This window comes from Bacillus salacetis, from assembly GCF_003581585.1.
Lineage (GTDB): Bacteria > Bacillota > Bacilli > Bacillales > Bacillaceae_B > Rossellomorea > Rossellomorea salacetis.
Genome location: NZ_QXIR01000042.1, coordinates 1 through 22658, shown reverse-complemented (window position 1 = coordinate 22658; position 22658 = coordinate 1). Strand labels below are relative to the sequence as shown.

Genomic DNA, 22658 nt, shown 5'->3' with positions numbered 1-22658 from the left:
TTTTCTTGTGTATAATCGGATATAGCGGAAAAAATTTAATACATATTGTCGTTTTCGGGTGATTTCAGTCGACGCTGGAATCTTAAAAGGGAAGTTGGTGAAATTCCAACGCGGTCCCGCCACTGTAAATGGGAGCAGGCTGTTGAAACCACTGTACTGGGTATGGGAAGGAAACAGCCGGCAATGACCATTAGCCAGGAGACCTGCCTGTTACTTCTTGCACCGCTTGCCTACGAGGATAGGGAGGTGTAAATTGCATGACATATCGATTTGTCAACATATGCCTTTTACACGAACATCTCTTTCTCAGAAAGAGATGTTTTTTTATTTTGACTTAGAGGGGGAAATTTGAATGAAAAGACTTACCATGCTACTGCTGGGCCTGATGCTTGCTGCAATGGTCATTACAGGCTGCGGAAACGGTAATGGCGTAAATGAGAATTCAACGAATGAGAACCAGGAATCAACCGGGGAACAACAGGAGTCTTCCGCTTTTCCGGTTACGATAACAGATGCTGCTGATAAAGAAATTGTGATAGAAGAAGAACCTGAGAGAATCGTTTCTCTCATTCCAAGCAATACTGAGATTGCTTATGAATTGGGACTGGGAGATAAAGTTGTTGGAGTGTCTGACTTCGATAACTATCCTCCTGAAGCGGCTGAGAAGGAAATGATCGGCGGTCTTGAATTGAATATAGAAAAAATCATTTCTTTGGAACCTGACCTGGTATTGGCTCATGGTTCTGTGATCGAGTCATCAGCAGAAGGGCTTCAGCAGCTTCGTGATGCCGGCCTTAAAGTGATGGTGGTGAATGATGCCAAGAGTTTTGCTGAAGTTTACACTTCGATTGAAATGATCGGAAAGGCATCCGGCGCAGATGAGCAGGCTGAAGAAACTATTCAGGAAATGAAAGACGGTCTGCGCACAGTGAATGAGAGGACTGCTGAAGCAGCTGAAAAAAAGAGCGTATTTGTAGAAGTATCGCCTTCTCCGGAAATATTTACAGCGGGCAGCAATACCTTTATGGATGAAATGCTGGAACTGATCAACGCAAAGAATGCAGCAGAACAGCAGGAAGGCTGGGTGCAAATGAACGAAGAAGCAGTCGTTGCCTTAAACCCTGATGTGATCATTACAACCTATGGGTACTATACGGAAAATGCAAAAGAGCTTGTGTTGAGCCGTGAAGGATGGGGAGAAGTCCCGGCCATTCAAAATGAAAGAGTGTATGATGTGCATTCCGACCTTGTCACAAGAACCGGTCCAAGATTGGTACAAGGAGTAGAGGAACTTGCAAAAGCTGTTTATCCGGAATTATTCCAATAAGAACAGGGCCCTTTCGTATGGATTGGCAATACTGTTCGTCCTTTTCTCCATATTGGCGGGTATTTCCATCGGCACAATTTCTGTGCCGGTATCAGATATCCTGACAATCCTCGGTGCAAAACTTTTCCGCTACGCTGTTCCCGATTCGGTTGATCAGATGTATATCAATATCGTTTATAGTATCCGATTCCCGAGGGTATTACTGGCATTTTTAGTTGGAGCGTCTCTCGCCATTGCGGGGGCCGCTTTTCAAGGTTTATTAAGGAATCCATTGGCAGACCCTTATACTTTGGGGATTTCTTCCGGTGCATCAGTCGGAGCTGTGATGACCTTGTTTTTCCACATCAGCATTCCGTTTCTTGGGAATTTCACCCTGCCGGTATTGAGCATTCTCACTGCGACGGCCACGATCTTTATTGTCCTGCTGTTTGCGCAGAAAGTTGAAAAGACGATGAAGCTGGAAACCATTATACTGACAGGAATTATTTTCAGTTCATTTTTAGGATCTTTCATTTCCTTGATGATTGCATTGACAGGTGACGAGCTCCGGCAGATCATTGGCTGGCTCCTCGGCAGTGTGTCCATGCGCGGATGGGATTATATTAAGCTGATCCTGCCGTTCTTCGTGATAGGAAGCGCCCTTTTGTTAATGAATACCAGGGAATTGAATGGCATGAGCTTTGGGGAAGAGCAGGCACAGCATATTGGCATCAATGTTCAGGCAAGGAAATTGGTCATTTTGCTTTCGGGCTCCATATTGACAGGTGCAGCAGTGGCCGTATCTGGTACAATCGGGTTTGTCGGGCTCGTCATACCCCACCTCGTCCGTTTGGTATCCGGGAACGATCACCGGCATTTGCTTCCGTTGTCCATTATGGCGGGGGGCGGATTCCTTGTGCTGGCGGATTTGGTTTCCAGAACGATCATAGCCCCGGCCGAACTGCCGATAGGGGTTATAACAGCCTTGATAGGTGCACCTATATTTGCCTACTTATTGATGAAGAAAAGAGGGTAGCCAATGATAAGAATTGAAAATCTGACAGGCGGCTACGGCGGCAGGAATATACTCAACAATATTAATATGGAAGTGGAAAGCGGGGAGTTTTTTGGTATCCTTGGCCCTAATGGCAGCGGAAAGACCACACTCTTGAAAATGATCAGCGGTCTTTTGGGTTTTGAGGCAGGAAAGGTTTTTATCGACGGAAAAGGGATTGCTGATTATACTATGAAAGAACTGGCCAGACAGATGGCAGTTCTTCCCCAATTGAACACTCAAGCATTCAATTATAATGTTAAAGATACTGTTTCCCTGGGCAGGTATGCGCATCAAACCGGCTTTTTTAAAAACCTCTCAGCGAAAGATGAAGCCATTATAGAGTCGGTAATGAAACAGACGGGCATTCATCATTATCGCGAGCGAACCCTTAACGAATTATCCGGAGGGGAAAGGCAAAGGGTATTCCTTGCCCAGGCGCTTGCACAGGAACCAAAAATCCTGCTGCTGGATGAACCAACAAACCATCTTGATCTCTCGCATCAAAAGGAATTGCTTGATTACTTGAAGAAATCAACAAAAGAAAATGGACTGACCGTGATTTCAATATTTCATGATTTAAATCTGGCTGGCCTGTATTGTGACCGTCTGCTCTTAATGGAAGAAGGAAATGTCTCCACTGTAGATCATCCAGATGAAGTATTGACTGAAGGGCGCATATCCTCGGTATATAACACGAAGATCGAAAAAAATGCACACCCGAAAGTGGCGAAGCCCCAGCTGTATTTAATTCCGGCACTGGTGCAGGAAGAAGAGGAGATATGGGAGGCAGACCAAAGGTATTTATCGGTAACGGATGAAATGATAACACTCACGCTGCCGAAGCCTGTAAAGACGATGTCATCAGGTGTCTGCGGCGCAGGGATGAGATGGACATCCACAATCGTAAACCGTCATGTTCCTGAGACATACGACTGTGATGGTTATATAGAAGATATGCAGAATTTCCTGCTGGATAAAGGTCTGGATCCGGGCAACACAGTCGGAATGATGACAGCAGTAAATTTGGCGGATGTTTCTATTAGAAAGGTAACAGAGGCGGGACTATCTGTTTTCCTTGTTGTAACAGCTGGAATTGGCAGTGCTGTCGATATATCAAGGAACAGTCCACAAGCCGAAACGAAACCCGGAACAATCAACACCTGGATATTGGTAAATGGCGAGCTGTCAGATGAAGCATTCATCCAGGCAATCGTGACGGCAACAGAGGCGAAGGTCAAGGCACTCCAGGACGAGGGTGTCAAGGATAACAGAACCGGTACCTTTGCTACAGGAACCCTGACAGACAGTATAGTGATCGGTGCAACGCAAAGAGGAGAACAGATTCCTTTTTCAGGACCAGTGACAAAAGCCGGCCGCCTTATCGGTAAGGGCGTATATGAGGCCACGAGAGAGGCAGTCGTATCTTACAAAAGAAGGAAGGACTTAATGTCATAAATTCCTCGTCGCGATCTCCAAGGAATTTATCTTCTTGCAAATGAGCGAAAACTATGAAAATTTTCTTGGAGAACCCTGATGAAGACCATTTTCAAGGGGTGAAATTCTAGTATTTTCACAATAACAATCAATCTCCTCCCGTGTTAAGATTCTATTAACAGAAAATTAAGTTAATAGAAACGAGGAGGATTTTTTGATGAGTAAAAAGAAAATTGCAAGTGTCACCCTGGCGATTGGCCTTGCAGGGAGCCTTCTGGCCAATGGAGCGTCTGCTGCACCGAACGTATTGTCGCAATCAAACTTTAACGAAAAAGTGGGAACCCCTGAATTTATATCAGGTAAGTTGAGTGCCCCGTCCCAGAAGTCACCACAAGAAATCGTATATTCCTATTTAAATAGCCAAAGACAGAAATATAAATTCGGGACTGATAAGGCGGAAAATAACTTTAAAGTAATTGACAGTGACACGGATCAACTGGGCAACACCGTTGTCCGGCTGCAGCAGATGCATGATGGCCACCGGGTATGGGGGTCCACACAGACAGCACTTGTTGGAGAGGATGGCTCTTTGAAGGTTTTGTCTGGTGCAACCGTACCTGATATTGAGCAAAAGTCCAATACAAAAGATAAGAATAATAAAAAGGTGAACGCGAAGAAAGCCGTTAAAACTGCTGTGGAGGATTTAGGGTTCACCCCGGAGCTTGAGAAGCCGGCAGATCCTGAAATGGTCATTTACATCGACAGAGACAAGGCATACAAAGCATATCTTGTGAATCTTAGTTTCCTTGCCCCTCAGCCAGGGAATTGGAATTACTTCATTGACAGCACGACAGGCAGAATCATCAACAAATATAATGATATGCATGAAGTGAGCGGTACGAACCAAGTCGGCACAGGCACAGGGGTCCTCGGCGATACCAAGCCGCTTCATACGACGCTTTCAAGCGGTTCCTATTATCTTCAGGATAATACAAGGGGAAGCGGCATCATGACTTACAATATGAATAACCGCACCTTCTTCCCTCAATTCTTCCTTCCGGGATCCTTATGGAAGGACGCTGATAACGCCTATAATCAAACGTATGACGCAGCGGCGGTCGATGCCCATTATTTTGCCGGGGCGACCTTTGACTATTATAAAGACTTGTTTGGAAGAAATTCATATGATAACAATGGAGCAGTCATCAAATCATCCGTCCACTACAGTTCAAATTACAATAATGCATTTTGGAATGGATCACAAATGGTATATGGAGATGGAGATGGAACGACATTTGCCCCTTTGTCCGGCGGACTTGACGTTGTAGCACATGAATTGACCCATGCGGTGACAGACTTCAGTTCAGATCTCGTATACCAAAATGAGTCGGGTGCACTGAATGAAGCCATTTCCGATATATTTGGAACTCTTGTAGAATACCACGAAAATCATGACCCTGACTTTGAAGTAGGGGAAGATATCTATACTCCTAACACACCGGGTGATGCACTGAGATCCATGAGCAATCCTGCAAAGTACGGTGACCCTGATCATTATTCTGTCCGCTATACTGGCACAGGCGACAACGGCGGTGTTCATACAAATAGCGGTATCATCAACAAGCAGGCTTACCTTCTCAGTGAAGGCGGATCTCATTATGGCGTAAATGTAACTGGAATCGGCAGGGATAAACTGGGGGAAATCTATTATCGAATGAACACTGTTTACCTGACATCTTCATCTACATTCAGCCAGGCGCGGTCGGCAGCTGTTCAGGCAGCATCCGATCTGTATGGCAGCAGTTCTCAGGAAGTGCAGTCCGTTCATCAATCATTTGATGCAGTCGGTATTAACTAGAATAGTATATTTCCAGGAATATATGCAAAATCAGGCACCAGTTCTTTAGCTGGTGTCTTTTTTTCATATATTAATGAAGAAACTGGATGAGCAAAGGTGATAATAGACCTTTTTTAAATGCTGAAGAGAAAATAATTGTTGTTATTTGCACTGTAATGCTATACAATCACTTAGTAGTTTATTGGTGAAACTTTTTGTGCTGAATTTCGTCTAATCTACTAGATTGGTGATGAAAGAACAAAATAAGGCCTGTTTATCCGGACTTTGCTTATGATCTTTCGGCAGACAAGGCTATAGTAAAGAAGGTGCATGTATGAATTCACGTTTGGATTATAAAAAGAAAAAGAGGAGAAGAGGACTGAAAATTGTTCTTTTCCTATTATTTATGATAACTGTGTTAGTAGGATATGCAGCTGTTCAATTCTATCAGGGAACACAGCTTGCATCTGGTGAGGGCAATGGCCCTAAAGAGGAAAATTATGAGTTTAATGGTGTGAAGGATAAAAATGGACGGATCAACGTGCTGCTGCTTGGAGTAGACAGCCGTGGAGAAGAAAAATCAAGAACGGATACAATGATGATCGCCCAGGTCGACCCAAAAACAAATGAAACAAAACTTGTTTCGTTCATGAGGGATATGTATGTTGAGATTCCCGGCTATCAGAATTATAAGCTGAACACAGCCTTTTTTCTTGGAGGTCCTGATCTTCTCAGACAGACTCTGAAACAAAACTTTGGTGTCGATGTTCAGTATTATATGATTGTTGATTTCAAAGGATTTGAAAAGTCGGTTGACGTCCTTGCTCCAAAAGGAATAGAAATTGATGTCGAAAAAGCGATGTCCGAAAATATCGGCGTTTCCCTCGAACCGGGACTCCAGAACTTAAACGGGCAAGAACTCCTGGGGTACGCCCGATTCCGTGCAGACTCTGAGGGAGACCATGGACGGGTCAGAAGGCAGCAGGAAGTCATTACAGCTGTCAAAGATGAAGCATTGAGTCTTGGCAGTGTAACCAAGCTTCCAAAGATGATCGGGGCCGCACAGCCATATATTGAAACCAATATGGGCAAACTCGATCAAATTGGAATTGTAAAGGATATCCTGATGGGCGACAGCAGCGAGATTGAAAAGCTGACAATCCCTGTTAAAGACTCCTTCACAGACGGATACTATCAGCACGCAGGATCAGTGCTTGAAGTGGACTTTGAAACAAATAAAGAGGAATTGCAGAAGTTCTTGAACCAGTAATGAAAATATAAAGCTGATCCTGAATAGTTGCAGACGAACGAAGAAATTGAATATGTGACGGCTTGAAGATGAAATCCAATGTGGTTTCATCTTTTTTGCTCTTTTAGTGAATCTTAGGGCTGTTTTAAAGGCTGTTTTCGTAAACTTTGCTGCTATTCAACATGAATTTCAAATAATATCCTGGTATATCGTCGTAAAAACCCCGGTGAGAAAGAAAGAAAAGAGCTGCTCGTTCTTTTACGAGAGTAAAACCTTTATATTCAGGGGGAATATCCGGCACCTGGGATTTCTCCGAAAGCAACATTATATGCGAAAACAGCCTATTCTTTATGCTGGATTCTCTTCTATAAAAATCATTATATCCTGAAGTTTTGGTAAGATGGGAGCCTGTCACCTGATGCGGCAACCAACTATGGCACCTGCGCTCATGCACTGGGGATTTTTGATCGGAAAAAGAATAATAGGCAAAAAAATGTAAATCTCAATCTTTATTTAAAGGCTTAAGGCGTGATTATAAGGGATTATTCCCCGTTTGGTTAGCTCAAAGAGAGATGGAACCGCTTACACTAACTAATTCAACCATATACACTAAACATTGAGCAAACCCCTTGAATCTGATTTTGTACGTGTTACGATTGTAAACGTTGAAAAAAAGAGCGAACAAAAATACGAACAAAAAAAGAAATTATTGGGAGAGGATATATTTGCTAAACAAACAGACGGTTGCTTTTCTAGGTGCAGGTAATATGGCAGAGGCCATGATTTCAGGAATGGTTGAATCAAATAAAATTCCAACTGAACAAATCATTGTATCAAACAGAAGCAATCAAGGGCGTTTGCAAGAATTGAAAGCTAAATATGATATAACAGCAGTAACAAAAGATGAATTGAACTTCGATGAGTTAGACATGTTGATCCTGGCGATGAAGCCAAAAGATATCGATGCAGTACTGGAGTCGATTATCGATGAAGTGCATCCCGAAACAGTCATCCTTTCCGTGCTTGCGGGTATCACCACGGAGCATATGGAAGAAGGGCTTCATAAAGGACAAAAGGTCATCAGAGTTATGCCGAATACTTCCAGCATGATGCGTGAATCGGCAACCGCGATTGCTGCTGGTGAATATACGACCGGTAAAGATATGAAGATAGCGCAGGAATTGCTCGAATGCATCGGAGAGGTTTATACAATCAATGAAGAAAAGATGGATATTTTCACAGGCATTGCCGGTAGCGGCCCTGCTTACTTCTATTACCTAATGGAACATATTGAGAAAGCCGGAAAAGACGGCGGCCTTGAACCGGAAGTAGCACGCCAGATTGGAGCTCAAACCATTTTGGGGGCAGCGAAGATGATCATGGAGCGTGAAGAAACACCCGCTCAGTTACGGAAAAACGTAACTTCCCCGAACGGAACCACGGCAGCTGGACTGGAAGCACTTGAGAAATTTGGCGGAGGAGAAGCCATTGCGCAAGCCGTCAAAGGTGCAGAAAGACGATCAAAAGAAATCAGTTCCCAATTCAAGAAAGTATTAATTGCAAACTAATATTAAACAATAGAGGTACCCCTGTGCTGCATTAACGCTTCACCGCAGCCGGGGACAGTCCCTCTGCGCGGTGAAATTTTAGTGTATTAACGCGTTAAAGTTATAAAAGGGACAGTTCCCTTTAGTATGATAATGAAATAAAGTGCAATAAAACAAATTATGTAACAGGAGTGATATGATGTCTCCGGACACCAAGAAGAAGCGAATCGTAATCAAAATAGGAAGTAGTTCTTTAACAAGTCTTCACGGGGAGATGAGCCGCAGGAAGTTGGAGCGTTTGACAGATGAAGTCGTTCGCTTGAAAGATGACGGCCATGAAGTATTGCTGGTTTCATCCGGTGCGGTAGCCGCTGGGTACAGGAAATTAGGCTGCCTGGCTAGACCAAGTACACTTCCGGAAAAGCAGGCAGCAGCATCTATCGGTCAAGGATTGTTAATTGAAGCTTACTCAGATTTATTTCTATCGAACGGTTATGTAGCTTCCCAGATTCTCATCACCAGAAGTGATTTCTCTGATGAAAATCGATACAACAACGCGAAAAACACGATAAACGTCTTGTTGGAACGCGGTATCATTCCGATCGTCAACGAAAACGACACAGTTACAATCGACCGCTTGAAATTCGGCGATAACGACACTTTATCAGCGAAAGTAGCGGGCTTGGTTGACGCGGATAAATTGATCATCTTATCCGATATCGATGGTCTTTATAATGATGATCCCCGCAAAAATCCTGAGGCAGAGCTTCTTGAGGAAGTGAATGAGATCACCCCTGATATAGAAGATATGGCAGGTGAACCGGGAAGTTCGGTAGGAACAGGCGGAATGCGCAGCAAGATCGATGCATTCAAAATCGCGATGGCTTCAGGAATACCATCTTTCCTTGGAAAATCAGGTATTTCCAATATCATCTATGATGCCGTTCATAACGATGCGAGAGGGACCTATTTCGAAGCGAAAGAAGATGTCATCAACCTGGATACCAAGAAGCAGTGGATAGCATTCAATTCAGGGCCGGAAGGTGACATCACCATTGATAATGGAGCGAAGGAATCAATTCTTGAAAGTAAGAAGAGCCTTAATGCATCAGGGATATATGCTGTAAAAGGAAGATTCAGAAGCGGTGCCGTAATCAGGATCTCAGATATGAATGGTGAGGAAATCGGACTTGGTGTCGTTAACTATGACTCAAAACAATTAAAGAATTTCACCAATATGACAGAGGCAGAACTTAAAAACTATCAGGGTGCAGCAGTGGAAATTGACAATCTGGTTTGTCATGTGGAAGTACCGATCCCTGTGGGCGTCTAAGGACATTTTTTGAAAAACTACTATATGGAGGTATTGGATGACATTAACAGCCAACAAAACGAATGTAGAAGAACAAGCGATTGCAGCCAAAAAAGCAGCAAAATCTCTTTCACTTTTAACTACTGAAGAAAAGAACGAAGCACTTTTGACACTTGCATCCACACTGGAAGAGCAGTTCGGAAATATCCTTGAAGCAAATGAAAAAGACTTGGACCGTGGCCGGGAAAAAGGGTTCGACGAAGCGTTCATGGACCGTCTTTCCTTATCAAAGGAACGCATTTTTGACTTTGCGAACGGCCTTCGTGAAGTGTCCGAACTTGAGGATCCAACAGGTCTGACAGTCAGTGGCTGGACTTTGGAGAACGATCTCGATGTTGCCAAAGTGACGGTTCCTTTAGGTGTCATCGGAATGATTTATGAAGCACGTCCGAATGTGACGGTCGATGCGACCGGCCTGGCATTAAAGTCAGGGAATGCCATTGTGCTTAAAGGTGGTTCAAATGCCATCACTTCAAACAAAGCCATCGTTGATGTAATGCATAAGGCTTTGGAAAAAACCAAGATCCCTAAAGAAGCCGTACAATTCATCAATACAACCGACAGGGAAGCAACACAGCAGTTGTTTACCATGAAAGAACATGTTGACGTCCTCATTCCACGCGGAGGCGGGGCATTGATCAATGCTGTCGTCAACAATGCTACAGTGCCTGTCCTTGAAACAGGAGTAGGAAACTGCCACATTTATATTGATAAAGAGGCCGATACAAAAATGGCGCTCAGTATCCTGGTCAACGCAAAAACCGACCGTCCAGCTGTCTGCAATGCGGCAGAAACGGTTATTATTCATCGCGACTGGCTGGCTGAAAACAAAGAACAATTAATTGAAACATTCAACAAGTACAACATCACAGTCCATGGTGATGAAGAAGCTTGTGCCGTTATCCCGGACTGCACTCCTGCAGGCGAAGAAGACTGGGCTAATGAATACCTCAGCCTGGATATTGCGGTCAAGACAGCAGACACAGCTGCCGATGCCATCAACCATATTGAAAAATACGGTACCAAGCATTCAGAAGCTATTATCACTGATAATAAAGAAACGGCTAAAATGTTCATGACGCTTGTAGATGCTGCAGCCATATACCATAACGCATCCACTCGTTTTACTGATGGCAGTGCACTTGGCTTCGGAGCAGAAATAGGTATCTCCACTCAAAAATTACATGCACGCGGACCAATGGGGCTGCCTGCATTGACAACAGTAAAATATATGATGACTGGAAATGGCCAGACTCGTTAAAAAGGTAATAAATAAGAATATTTCATTTTGGAAATACGAAATGAATGTTGATAAAACGTCCTGTGAATTGTATACAGGGCGTTTTATTTTTGAACTTAAACAATGAATAGTCAAAGTCAGAGGGCTATTGCCTCAGCAAACTGAATTCATAATCCCCTTCATGACAGCATCATTCAAAAAAAGACGATTAAACAATAGCAAACTGTTTGGCAAAAGCCCGATTTATCGCTGATGAAGCCAGCATCAGGCACGGATTCCATTCGTGTAATCCCATTAAGGCGTTAAATGAGCCAACAATGACAGCATAACCATTTTCGGAATCCAAATTAGTTGTATTAAGCCAGGGGTATACATGATAAAAAATGACGGTGAACCCCATTTATAAGTAAATATCCTATATAATAGAGAAAACAAATGACTTGAACTCAAGTGTGATTATTATATACAATCTATAATATTATATATAATTATAAAAAGCTTATAAAAAGAAGTAAAGGAATGTTCACTATGGAAAATGCCCAGAAAGGGAGATCACTCGTTTCCTTAAAAGATGAGGTAAAACAGAAACTGAGGAACGATATTATCCAAAATAAGCTTCAGCCTGGTGACAGGATTGTCGAGACTGAAGTTGCGAAGAGGCTGGGGATCAGTCAGGTCCCTGTCAGGGAAGCACTTAGGGGCCTTGAAGAAGAAGGTCTTATCCAAACGATCAAATACAAGGGTGCCTTTGTAACAGAAATCAATCCTGTTGAAATGTATCATATGTTTTCGTTGCGTGCTGAGATTGAAACAAATGCGATTGAAGCTGTTCTCCCTTCGCTCACCAAGAAAGATTTTGGCGAGTTGTATGATATTGTAGATAAAATGAAAAATGGTGTTAAGGATTATGCTGTACAGTCTGAACTGGATATGGAGTTTCACCGGACGATCATCGAATGGGCTGACATAAATATTTATCTAAGAATATGGACAATGTTGAATACTCACATAAGAAGGTATATCACCATCTTGAATCCGCAGGTGAGGATACTTCCCGAAGAAGTGTATCAGTATCATCTGGATCTTGTCAAAATCCTGGAAACAAAAGAAATCGAAAAATCGAAGCAGGCATTTAAAGAACATATTATGAAAATGGTAACTAAATAAAGAGTCTCACTCGAGCTATTATATATAAAGATTAATATTATATATAATAGCTCTTTACTTGTGCAAAATAATTATATATAATTTTAATTATTATATATAATATTAACAAACAGGTGAAATACGGGATATTTTTTTGTTATGGAATGACAGCGTTTCCATTTCGGGGCGGAAAAGAAAAATTTATTCAGTATCTACAGTAGAGTTAATGCTGTTCTATACAATTACAAATCAATTAGGGGGAGAAGGATGAGAAATTATATCAAGGTCTTAATCGTACTTATTGCTGTCTGTTTGACGATAGGATTGGCAGGCTGCGGCAAAAGCCAGAGTGGTGCATCAGCCGGTCAATCAGGGGAGATCACATTGAAGCTAGGCCATAACCAGCCGACAGAATCACAATTTCACGCAGGGGCAGAAAAGTTTGCAGAACTGGTTTCAGAAAAAACTGAAGGAAAAGTGAAAGTGGATGTTTATCACAGCAGCCAGCTGGGTGAAGAAGGTGAACTTGCTGAGGGAACAAAACTGGGGACCGTTGATATTTCACTTGTTGCTTCTGGAAGTGTCACGAAGTATTATCCGAGATTTTCAATTTTTGACCTGCCATTTCTCTTCAGAGATGCGAATCACGTTGATAACGTCCTGCAAGGGGAAGTAGGGGAACTGCTTGCTGAAGAAGCGGAAGAACAAGGCGGGTTTAAAGTCATGAGTTATTGGGAGTCGGGATTCAGACACTTTTTAAACAGCAAGCAGCCATTGAAATCTCCCGAAGATTTAAAAGGTTTAAAGATCCGGACTCCGGAATGGCCAGTATTGATTTCAACCACAGAGGCGCTTGGTGCAAACTCAGTTCCAATGCCTTTCTCTGAGCTCTACATGGCAGCGCAGCACGGAGTTGTTGATGGCCAGGAAGGACCGGTATTTGCGATTAAAAGCTCTAAGATGTATGAGGTTCAGGATTATATGGTGATGGACGGACACACCTATACATCAATGCTTCTTATTATGAATCCGGCAAAATTCGATGGTCTTTCAGAGAAATATCAGAAGGCTGTCATGGAAGCTGCGAAGGAAGCAGGCGACTATGAACGACAATTGATCCGTGATAATGAAAAGAAAGAAATCGAATACCTGGAGACCGAAGGAGGATTAACGATAGAGAAGAACCCTGATAAGGAAGAGTGGAGGAAAGCCGTTCAATCGGTTTATGAGAAATATTCAGATGAATTCGGGGAAGATCTAATCCAGCAAATCATTGATACAAAATAGAAGTCTGTAAAATAGGATTGGTTTAAATGAGTAATTGAAGGAGAAAAATCTTTAGTCGGATTTTTCTCCTGATGAATAGTCATTCTCTATTAAACCAGGATTTCCCCTTTTTCTTTCTTGTTAACGACGATTTTGAGAGGAATTATGGATGGACCTTTTGTTCATTGGTTTGACACACTCAGGGTTTATGAAAAGCCATTAAATTAAAGCTTATTATAGTAGGGGGATCGTTATGGATACATTAGTTCGAATTGGCCGGGCACTTGAAAAGCTGATTGTTTTTTTGGTCCTGATTCTTATGGCCGTCCTGATATCCGCCGTGTTCATGCAGGTAGTCCTTCGTTATGTATTTGCCGGAGGAATGGTATGGGCTGAGGAACTGGATCGATACATATTCGTATGGCTCATGTTTTTAGGTATCACGATGGGAATCTACAAACAGAAACATATCGCCATCACTTTCATCACTGACCGTATGGGTAGGTTTTCCAATGCAATGCGTATATTGATAAATCTCATTACAGCAGCATTCTTCGCAGTATTATTTTGGCAGGGTTTACAATTCATGTTGGTGAGCATGTCAGGTATGGCTTCGGTACTGCCAGTAAAGCTTGGAATCATTTATAGCATCATTCCGGTATCGAGTCTCTTAGCTTTGATCTTTCTTGTTATTATTATAATTGGACAAAAGGGGGAGAAGGTGTGATTGCATTATTATTTATTGCTTTCTTTCTGCTGTTGATCATCGGTGTGCCGGTTGGTATCTCTTTAGGTACAGCAGCGATTATCACCATTTTATGGGAAGGTACAGTCCCCTTGATGGTGATTCCGCAAAAAATGTTTATCTCCATGAATAGCTTTACCCTTCTGGCGATCCCTTTTTTCATGTTGACAGGAGTCATTATGGATAAAAGCGGGTTGACTCAAAGGCTCGTGAATTTTGCTGATTCCATCATCGGCTGGACGAGGGGCGGCATGAGCTATGTGAGTGTAAGTTCAGGTATGATGATGGGGGGGATTTCAGGATCTGCGCCTGCTGATACAGCGGCACTCAGCAGTGTGATGACTCCCAGTATGGTAAAGATGGGTTATCCTGCAAGATTCGCTGCGGCATTGCAGGCAGCTTCAGGATCCATAGGAATCATCATACCTCCAAGTATCCCTATGGTAGTTCTAGGCGGGATTGCAAGTCTATCAGTTGGGAAACTGTTCTTGGGCGGAGTTATTCCAGGAGTGCTGATTGGAATATTATTGATGGTTGTTTCCGGGATAATTTGCCGAAAGTACGGCTATGGAGCTGGAAAGACAAAATCTTTTTCCCTAAGCTATTTTGCGCAAAGCTTCAAGAAGGCGATTTTGCCATTATTAGCTCCCGTGATTATCGTGGGGGGAATCCTTACAGGTGTTTTTACTCCCACTGAGTCAAGTGTCATCGCGGTAGTCTATACATTGATTCTTGGGTTGGCAGTCTATAAAAGTATTAAACTCCGTGAATTGCCTGCAATATTCATGGAAGCTGTCATCAGTTCGGGTAACGTCTTGCTGATTATTGCAGCTTCCTCTTTATTCAGCTGGATTCTGGTGAGCCATAATTTCCCGCAGATTCTCAGTGATTTAATTACCGGCGTATCAGACAGTCCGTTTTTTATTATACTGGTCATCAACTTGATCTTTATCACAGGGGGGATGTTCATTGAAGGGCTGGCTTTGCTGATCATGTTCGTTCCTATCCTGATGCCTTTAGCGATGGCTGCCGGTATGGATCCGCTTGTTTTCGGGGTTATGATTGTTATTAATATCGCCATTGGAACACTGACCCCTCCTGTAGGTGTCTGTCTGTTTGTCGCATGTTCTTCTTCAGGTGTGAAGCTTGATCATGCAATGAAGAGTGCAATTCCTTTTGTATTAGTATTATGCCTGGCTTTGGGGCTTGTTGTCATGTTCCCGGAAATAGTAACATTCATCCCAAACTTAATAGAATAATAGAATGATTAAGGAGAGATACAAATGAGTCAGCAACTATTTAATTTATCGGGAAAGGTAGCTGCCATAACAGGAGCTACACGGGGTATCGGTAAATCCATGGCCATTGCCCTGGCAGAAGCAGGTGCTGACATTGCCCTGCTGCAAAGGGATACAGAAAGGACAGATATCAAATCAGAGATAGAACTGACTGGCCGTAAATGCATCATCATTCCTTGTGACCTTGAAAAGAAAGAAGAGGTTAAGGAAGCGATACCGAATGTTGTCAGGGAATATGGACAAATTGATATATTAGTGAATAATGCAGGAATTCAAAGGCGCTCGCCGTCAGTGGATTTTTCTGAAACAGATTGGGACGATGTGCTCTCGATCAATTTGAAGATGGTATGGCTGTTATGCCAGGAAGCCGGAAGGTATATGGTTCCTGAGGGTCAGGGGAAAATTATTAATATAGCTTCATTGCTTTCATATCAAGGAGGATTTACTGTTCCTGCATATGCCGCCGCAAAGGGCGGAGTGGCCCAGCTCACAAAAGCACTTTCCAATGAATGGGCAAAAGAAGGGGTAAATGTCAATGCAATTGTACCTGGTTATATTGCAACGGATATGAATACCGCGCTTATTAAAGATCCAGTTCGCAGCAAACAGATCCTGGACCGGATTCCTGCTGACAGGTGGGGAAGCCCGGATGATTTCAAGGGTACGGTTGTATATTTAGCATCGGATGCATCTAAATATGTCCATGGACACCTGCTGGCAGTAGATGGAGGCTGGCTGGGACGATAGATGAATAGAAAAATACATCAAATACCTTCAAAAAGGCAGCCCTCAGGCTGCCTTTTTGAATTAAATCACTATTCCATTCACTTCATGCAAGTCTTTAATCGTTTCTACTTCTCTTTCTTTACACACCTTCAATAACTCTTGAAATATCTCAGCTGTCATGATTGCATCATTCAGTGCATGATGGCGGGATCTTTTCATAATTTCAAATCGATGGACCAGGTCATCCAAGTAGCAGTCCTGTTCATTCAGGAGTTCCTTTGCCAAGGTATAAGAATCAATGAATTCAGGATCAAAAGAGGGAAGTCCCCATTTTCCGATTCGCTTTTGGAGAAAATTGATGTCAAAGGAAGCGGGATGGGCTACAAGGATGGTCCCTTTACAGAAATCCAGGAATTCTTTCAGCCCAACAGGCAGTGTTTTCCCTTTGAGGAAGTCAGCCCGTTTCAAGCCTGTGAATTTCTTGGTTTCTGCTGAGACGGTCTGAAGCGGATTGATGACTTCATAATAGGTCATATGCTTCAGGATTTTATCCCCCTGCATTTTAACCGCACCGATTGAAACAATTTCATCCCCGATTTCAGGAAAGAAACCGGTCGTTTCCAAGTCGAATATGGTGAACGTGCAATTTTCAAGCTGCTGCCGCTGCAGAAGGGGTTTCTCTTCTTCAAATTCTTTCAGCATTGTACTTAGTTTTTGATAGGAAGGATTTTTCTTTTCTTTTTCAACTTGTTTGTTAAATAGATATCTTTGCCAAAAATAATATTTAATAATCCGGTAACCTACATTAAATTTAGCATCACTCATAATTTAAACCACCCTGTTACGATTGAAGCTGATCTCCATTACCTGCTGCATACGATTCGCTATTTGAAGTGCTTCTTTAAGTTTACGCCTGTCTTCTTTGGAAATCCGGTCCACTGGCAATTCATTTGTCAGTTCCCGGTTTTCCGCCAGCTCGGACAGATTTTGATTCAAACGGTAGTATAGCAGATAGTGGAGGGCTGTCTTCGCATTTTCAGCATCCCTTGGATGAAAGATTTTTCTTTCTTTCAGTGCATCAAGGCGATGAATGGTATTGACTTCTTTGATGCCGTGTTTAATTGAATGAATCCTTACCATGTTAACGATTTGCATCAATCCCGCTTTCTTTATGTTAAACCGCTTGTTTCGCCCTTTTAAATTGATTCTTCCAAGGGCATTGACCGGGATTCTGAAACGTATTGCATCTTTCCTCAGCAGCTGCTGCAGGTTCTGGGATTTTTGTGCTTTCTTAGCGATATATCCGCGGATATCTTCAGCAAGACTGTAGTCTCCGAAGATCGGCCTGAAATCATAGAACATGGTGAAGCTTTGGATTTCTTCTGCATCAATTTCAAAAAGCCAGTCATCGATCGCTTTTAACCATTCTGTGTAAGACTTTCGCCATTTGGGTTCTTTCGCCATGATTCCGCCTGTGCACTCATGGAAACCGCAAAGAGTTAGTTTTGTATTGATCTTCCCGGTAAATAGTTTGAAATAATTTTCCACCATGGCAGTATCTTCAAAATGATCATAATCAGAAATGATTATACCGTTGTCTTGATCTGTGTTGAACGATTGTTCACTCCTGCCTTGGCTTCCCATGACAATGAAGCAGTAGTTTACGGGAGGGGAACCATATCCCTCTGCAGCCATTTCCGCTTCTGACAACATGATGACTTTTCGGTAAAGGCGGTCATTGTAGTTGGTCAGGACTTCACTGACATTATAGGCAAAACTGTCCTGGTCAAGCAAATTGCTGATGAACGAAGTGAAAGTTTTGTTTTCAATCGGTGACAAAGCTATCAGGTCATCTGTACTGGAAGCTGAGGTTATACTGTATGACAGGTCCAGATAGCTGGAATCATGGATATTAACGAATGACAGTCCGGTGAGCAGGCCGACAACGATCCCGTTCCGGAGAACAGGAACATATTTTGCCCCTTCATATTTGAATAAGGATAGTGCTTCATAGGCAAACGATTCATCTCTAACCCAATAGGGTTTATTATTCATCCATTGTGATACAGAGGGAGCATCTTTGCTGCTTGTTAAATAACGCAGGATATCCGTTTGCGTGACAATCCCTCTTAAGGCAGCATCCTCGTCCGTGACTACAATGGCTTCGACTTGTTCATCGAGCATTCTTTGTGCCGCTTCTTCCATGGTTGCCTTTTTTGTAAGAGTGGCAGGGGATTCCATCAGGATATTGACCCTTGTACGGAAAAGTGACAAATCAGCCGCTTCTTCCTGCGACTCTTTATATTTGATCTCATCATAGAGGGTCTTCATTCGGTTGCCGACACTTTCAAAGATGATCTGTGAAAAGTCTTTATTATTGGTCAGCATGTCAAAGAAGACTTCCTTATTGAAACGAAATAATGTACATTCTTCAATTGCCTGTACTGAAAAGCTCATATCTCCGCTTGTCCAAAGTATCATCAAGCCGACAAGATCACCCGGATAATAATACCTCAAAGATACTTGCTTGCCAGAAGGCCGGTGCAGCACGTTCTTCGCAGTACCCGATATCAGGAAATAAACATCCAGTTCTTCTTCGGATTCTTTTTCATGGAAGATGAACTCGTTTTTTGCAAACCTTTTGAATTGTGCGTGAGATACCAAGTGCTCCAATTGGTCATCGGATAAGTGGTCAAATGGATAAGAAGATTTGATCATAGTATGAAATTCGGCTTTTTTCACTGAGTCAGCCTCCTCGTGAAGTAGGGTAGGTCCGGCCAAGAAAATTTAAACCAAGGCTTCCTTATTACTCTAACATACAACTCTCATATCCTTCACGATTGTAAGTATACAATCATTCACCTTGTTCTTTGCTGCTCAAAAATACTGCTGCCTCAAAAAGAGAGGGGAAGTGATGGTCAGCAAGGTTTCCCTCGTTTTCTTCTGCTATAAGGATGGTGGTGCAGCCTGCTTTCCTCCCTGCTTCAATGTCAGCCTCCCTGTCACCTGCCATATAACTTAATGATAGGTCGATGTTATGATTTTCGGCCAGGGAAATAATCATTCCCGCCTCAGGTTTTCTGCAGGCACAGCCTTCATATGGTTTATGTGTGCAGCTGGCAAACTCTTCGATGATACCGCCTTGTGCCTTTAAGTCTTTTTTCATTGTGCTGTGAATCCTCTCCAGACCTGCTTCAGTCAGGTAACCAAGACCGACGCCGCCCTGATTGGTAACAACGAACACTTTGAAGCCGGCGTTATTCAGTATTCTAATGGCATCAGGAACCTTTTTCAGATAGTGGATATCAGACGGTTTATTAACGAATTTAACCCTTTTGGACAGCACTTCATTTATTACTCCATCTCTGTCTAGAAAAACGGCTTTGTTCATGATTTATTCTCCTTTTTTATACAAATATTGCTCTGGAATGGTTGGAAATTGTCGTATTTTGCGCTTTCCGGGGAAATAACTGAAAATTTACTCAATTAAACTTTGATGGGTTCCTTTTATTATTTTCTATATTTATAAGGCCTATTAAGAAAAGAGAAGTTTTCAACCTATAAAAATCGGGCATTGAAGAAAGAGAGAAAATTCATTCTTGGAGGAGAACTCATATGAATAAAGAAACGGCAAAAGGACATGCGAAGAAGGGTGCCCATGAAGCAAAACCCTGGGTTAAAGGGCTGGGCCGTCTGGGCTACCTGGCAAAGGGAAGTGTTTACCTGATCATTGGGATCCTTGCCTTCATGGCAGCAATCGGTGCAGGAGGGAAGACGACAGGAACAAACGGAGCCCTGGCGTCGATTGCAAGCAAGCCATTCGGTGAAATCCTGCTATGGATATTAGCTGTTGGTCTTGCTGGCTATGTCATCTGGAAGATTGTTGAGGCGGTAACCGACCCGGAGAACAAGGGACACGAGGCAAAAGGAATCCTGATTCGCGCGGGTTTTGTTTTCAGTGCTATTGTATACGCGGGTCTTGCTTACAGGGCTGTCAAGATCGCTTCGAACGCAGGCAGCGGCAGCGGGGGAAACAGCCGTCAGACCATTACTGCGCAGATTCTTTCCCAGCCCTTCGGCCAGTGGATGGTCGGCCTGGCAGGGGTGGCGGTCATAGGGTACGGTGTTTACGAAATCTATAAGGGATACAGCGAAAAGTTCACTGATTCCTTTCAACGCAGCAAAATGAAAGCGAAGGAGTTCGAGCTTGGCAAAAAAACGGGTAAAGCAGGGCTGATGGCAAGGGGAGTCGTATTCTGCATAACAGGCTATTTCTTGATCCAGACAGCCATCACCACTAATCCTGATAATGCGAAAGGGCTTGATGCGGCACTTTCTGAAATTGCTCAGCAGCCGTTCGGCCAATGGATGCTCGGACTCGTTGCATTGGGGCTTGCAGCATATGGTGTGTTCCAAATATTGAAGGGTAAAAACAAAAATATGGCGTTTTATTAATCGATAAGGATGCAATTCGCTTTGCAAAGACACTAGGTCGATACTGCAGACCGTGAGCAAATTTCCAAATCTATAGGTACGGGGAAGAATAAGAAGGGTTCAAAGAAAATTATACAAAAATGCCTTCAGACAGAATCCGGTAGCGGGCCTTTGTCTGAAGGCTGATGCCTGATGGCTTTCATCGGGCATTTTTTAGTTCCATAAAAATTTCTTCAACAGCTTATCTACCTTTTCAGTTTCATGCAATCCGCTGTGTCCGATGGATTGATCCTCGATTAAGTGCTTTTGCAGGCTCTCCTCATTGACAATCGATTGGATGGCGAACGCGCTGTCCACGTCAACAACCTGGTCACCTGATCCAGCGATGGCCATTACTTCTATGTCTGCGGGGAAGCTCTCGCGTTTTTTTACAAGAGAATTCAGAGCATCTGAATCCGGTTTTAAATCAATGATCGCTTCTCCCGTATTTACCTGATGATAAGATTCGCTTGAAATACCATCAAACGGGCTGCCAATCACTGAGAATTTCAGGGTTTTAGGGTATTCGCCATTACTTTTTGTCGATTCAAGATAATTTGTTGACACAAGGCCGCCCATTGAATGCCCGACAAGATATACTTGTTCCACCCCAAATTTGTCTTTAAGGCCTTTCATGACACTTTGAAGGCGAGTGGAAGTTTCAGCGATGGAGGCTTTATTTTTTTCGAAGACGATCTGGACCAGGGGAGGCAGCTTCGGATCAGGGTGAAGGGCTCCTTTCCACGTGATCTCTCCCTCGGCAGATACGTATACAACCAATTCTTTCTTACCCCAACCGTTCTGCTCGAAACGGTAAAGCATGGTTTTAAACGAATTATAGGTACCTTTGTATCCATGTACAAATACAGTTGGGATGTTTGACTGTGTTCCGGAAGTGTTTTCTTTGGATTCCGCAATTTGTGATTTGAACGATATATAAATTAATGAGAAGGCAAGTATTAGCATGGCTCCTACTGAAAATACCTTCTTTTTGCTGATGGTGTTTTTCATAGAGGTAGATCTCCTTTGATTACTGATATATTAATCATAAACCATTATGTATGACTTGGAAATGTTTTAAATGAAATTTTATTGTAATAATAAGGGTAATTTATGGTATTTTAAAAAAAGACTACTTTCGCATATATTGCTGCTTTCGGAAAAATCCCAAATGCCGGATTTTTCCCCTGTATACAAAGGTTTTACTCTCGAAAAAAGACGAGCAGCTCTTTTCTTTCCTTCTTACCGGGGTTTTTACGATGATTTACCAGGATATTAGTTGAAGTTCACATTGAATAGCAACAAAGTTTACGGAAAGAGCCTAAAAACAAAAGAAAAAGCCGATTTCAGCTGAAAAAATAAAGGCTGAATCGGCTTTTTCTACTAAAGTGAAAATTAAGAAAAAGATTTTTCGCTTACCACTTGATGGTCTTCATTTTGCACTAACACTTTCGCAGGCTGATTATCTTTAGCAAGCCTTTCAGCTTCTTCAATGGCCTCCGAACGACCGGTATAAAGATTTGTCGGAGCAACATCTTCTATTTTTACATACCAGCCTGTTTCATCCTTATTGGGTACTACATAGTATTCTTTCATGTGTATCGCTCCTTTCTATGTCTTCATTCTTCCATTTCCCTGATCGGGCACGTGCAAAACCTTAATTTATCTCAATATAAAGAGAGTTTCCATGCAGCTGAATTCTGATATAATGGAATTTCAAACTATCCGAACAGGGTACAACGCAATTTGCATTGGAGTTGATCAAGTGAGCAAAAGCAAAGGCGGCGGGACAGGCAGAGGAACTGGCAAGAAAGGCTGGAACCGCTGGCAGAAGAGCGCAAAGAAGAAAGCAGCTGCCAAACCGTATATAAGCAAAGGAACTAAAAACAGCGGTGGTTCTGAAAAGGACTGAGCTTTCATAAGAGAAAAGAGCTGCATCCTGTTAATGGATGCAGCTCTTTA

Annotated in this window: 20 protein-coding genes and 1 riboswitch; of the genes, 15 read left to right on the top strand and 5 right to left on the bottom strand. The window is 42.7% G+C overall.

The window, feature by feature from the left end; translation table 11 throughout:
* Nucleotides 1–39: 39 nt before the first annotated feature.
* A riboswitch (cobalamin riboswitch) is annotated at nucleotides 40–225 on the top strand.
* A gap of 127 nt (nucleotides 226–352) precedes the next feature.
* The 13 genes from D3H55_RS21375 (at nucleotide 353) to D3H55_RS21305 (ending at nucleotide 16244) form a co-directional block, all read left to right on the top strand.
* Complete coding sequence (locus D3H55_RS21375; protein ID WP_119549342.1) at nucleotides 353–1327, top strand: ABC transporter substrate-binding protein; 975 nt, start codon at nucleotides 353–355, stop codon at nucleotides 1325–1327.
* Nucleotides 1293–2342 (top strand): FecCD family ABC transporter permease, encoded by a 1050-nt coding sequence (locus tag D3H55_RS21370; RefSeq protein ID WP_119549341.1) that lies wholly within the window; start codon nucleotides 1293–1295, stop codon nucleotides 2340–2342. The genes D3H55_RS21375 and D3H55_RS21370 overlap by 35 nt, the downstream gene beginning before the upstream one ends.
* Before the next feature lie 3 nt (nucleotides 2343–2345).
* Nucleotides 2346–3818 (top strand): adenosylcobinamide amidohydrolase, encoded by a 1473-nt coding sequence (locus D3H55_RS21365; protein ID WP_119549340.1) that lies wholly within the window; start codon nucleotides 2346–2348, stop codon nucleotides 3816–3818.
* Nucleotides 3819–4014: 196 nt separating this feature from the next.
* Complete coding sequence (locus tag D3H55_RS21360; RefSeq protein WP_119549339.1) at nucleotides 4015–5655, top strand: M4 family metallopeptidase; 1641 nt, start codon at nucleotides 4015–4017, stop codon at nucleotides 5653–5655.
* Nucleotides 5656–5968: 313 nt separating this feature from the next.
* Nucleotides 5969–6904, top strand: coding sequence for an LCP family protein (locus tag D3H55_RS21355; RefSeq protein ID WP_119549338.1), 936 nt, complete (start codon nucleotides 5969–5971; stop codon nucleotides 6902–6904).
* 704 nt (nucleotides 6905–7608) lie between these two features.
* Nucleotides 7609–8451, top strand: coding sequence for a pyrroline-5-carboxylate reductase (gene proC, locus D3H55_RS21345; RefSeq protein ID WP_119549336.1), 843 nt, complete (start codon nucleotides 7609–7611; stop codon nucleotides 8449–8451).
* 178 nt (nucleotides 8452–8629) lie between these two features.
* Nucleotides 8630–9763 (top strand): glutamate 5-kinase, encoded by a 1134-nt coding sequence (proB, locus tag D3H55_RS21340; RefSeq protein ID WP_119549335.1) that lies wholly within the window; start codon nucleotides 8630–8632, stop codon nucleotides 9761–9763.
* 37 nt (nucleotides 9764–9800) lie between these two features.
* Nucleotides 9801–11063 (top strand): glutamate-5-semialdehyde dehydrogenase, encoded by a 1263-nt coding sequence (locus tag D3H55_RS21335; protein ID WP_119549334.1) that lies wholly within the window; start codon nucleotides 9801–9803, stop codon nucleotides 11061–11063.
* 507 nt (nucleotides 11064–11570) lie between these two features.
* Nucleotides 11571–12209: a GntR family transcriptional regulator gene (locus D3H55_RS21325; RefSeq protein WP_168413210.1), complete on the top strand. Its 639-nt coding sequence runs from the start codon at nucleotides 11571–11573 to the stop codon at nucleotides 12207–12209.
* A 246-nt stretch (nucleotides 12210–12455) separates the two neighbouring features.
* Nucleotides 12456–13475, top strand: coding sequence for a DctP family TRAP transporter solute-binding subunit (locus D3H55_RS21320; RefSeq protein ID WP_119549331.1), 1020 nt, complete (start codon nucleotides 12456–12458; stop codon nucleotides 13473–13475).
* A 232-nt stretch (nucleotides 13476–13707) separates the two neighbouring features.
* The gene (locus D3H55_RS21315; RefSeq protein ID WP_119549330.1) at nucleotides 13708–14181 is read left to right on the top strand and encodes a TRAP transporter small permease; all 474 of its coding nucleotides are present in this window, start codon (nucleotides 13708–13710) and stop codon (nucleotides 14179–14181) included.
* Entirely contained in the window at nucleotides 14178–15458 is a 1281-nt protein-coding gene (locus D3H55_RS21310; protein ID WP_168413209.1) for a TRAP transporter large permease, read from the top strand. Before D3H55_RS21315 ends, D3H55_RS21310 begins: the two co-directional genes overlap by 4 nt.
* A 24-nt stretch (nucleotides 15459–15482) precedes the next feature.
* On the top strand, nucleotides 15483–16244 hold the full coding sequence (locus D3H55_RS21305; RefSeq protein ID WP_119549328.1) for an SDR family oxidoreductase: 762 nt from the start codon (nucleotides 15483–15485) through the stop codon (nucleotides 16242–16244).
* A 60-nt stretch (nucleotides 16245–16304) separates the two neighbouring features.
* Here D3H55_RS21305 and D3H55_RS21300 read toward each other — a convergent pair whose 3' ends face one another.
* From D3H55_RS21300 to D3H55_RS21290, 3 genes are all read right to left on the bottom strand, one after another.
* On the bottom strand, nucleotides 16305–17048 hold the full coding sequence (locus D3H55_RS21300) for a 3'-5' exonuclease (protein WP_119549327.1): 744 nt from the start codon (nucleotides 17046–17048) through the stop codon (nucleotides 16305–16307).
* A 3-nt stretch (nucleotides 17049–17051) separates the two neighbouring features.
* The gene (locus tag D3H55_RS21295) at nucleotides 17052–18965 is read right to left on the bottom strand and encodes a DUF294 nucleotidyltransferase-like domain-containing protein (RefSeq protein WP_119549326.1); all 1914 of its coding nucleotides are present in this window, start codon (nucleotides 18963–18965) and stop codon (nucleotides 17052–17054) included.
* Nucleotides 18966–19077: 112 nt separating this feature from the next.
* Complete coding sequence (locus D3H55_RS21290; RefSeq protein ID WP_119549325.1) at nucleotides 19078–19614, bottom strand: D-glycero-alpha-D-manno-heptose-1,7-bisphosphate 7-phosphatase; 537 nt, start codon at nucleotides 19612–19614, stop codon at nucleotides 19078–19080.
* Nucleotides 19615–19838: 224 nt separating this feature from the next.
* Here D3H55_RS21290 and D3H55_RS21285 point away from each other — a divergent pair, with 224 nt between their 5' ends.
* Nucleotides 19839–20678: a DUF1206 domain-containing protein gene (locus D3H55_RS21285; RefSeq protein ID WP_119549324.1), complete on the top strand. Its 840-nt coding sequence runs from the start codon at nucleotides 19839–19841 to the stop codon at nucleotides 20676–20678.
* 192 nt (nucleotides 20679–20870) lie between these two features.
* Here D3H55_RS21285 and D3H55_RS21280 read toward each other — a convergent pair whose 3' ends face one another.
* Nucleotides 20871–21707 (bottom strand): alpha/beta fold hydrolase, encoded by an 837-nt coding sequence (locus tag D3H55_RS21280; RefSeq protein WP_119549323.1) that lies wholly within the window; start codon nucleotides 21705–21707, stop codon nucleotides 20871–20873.
* A gap of 384 nt (nucleotides 21708–22091) precedes the next feature.
* Nucleotides 22092–22292, bottom strand: a complete 201-nt coding sequence (locus D3H55_RS21275; protein WP_119549322.1) for a DUF2188 domain-containing protein — start codon at nucleotides 22290–22292, stop codon at nucleotides 22092–22094.
* A 169-nt stretch (nucleotides 22293–22461) separates the two neighbouring features.
* On the opposite strand from D3H55_RS21275, the gene D3H55_RS21270 reads away from it, so the two are divergent.
* Nucleotides 22462–22608 (top strand): DUF3934 family protein, encoded by a 147-nt coding sequence (locus D3H55_RS21270; protein WP_119549357.1) that lies wholly within the window; start codon nucleotides 22462–22464, stop codon nucleotides 22606–22608.
* The last annotated feature ends 50 nt before the right edge of the window (nucleotides 22609–22658 follow it).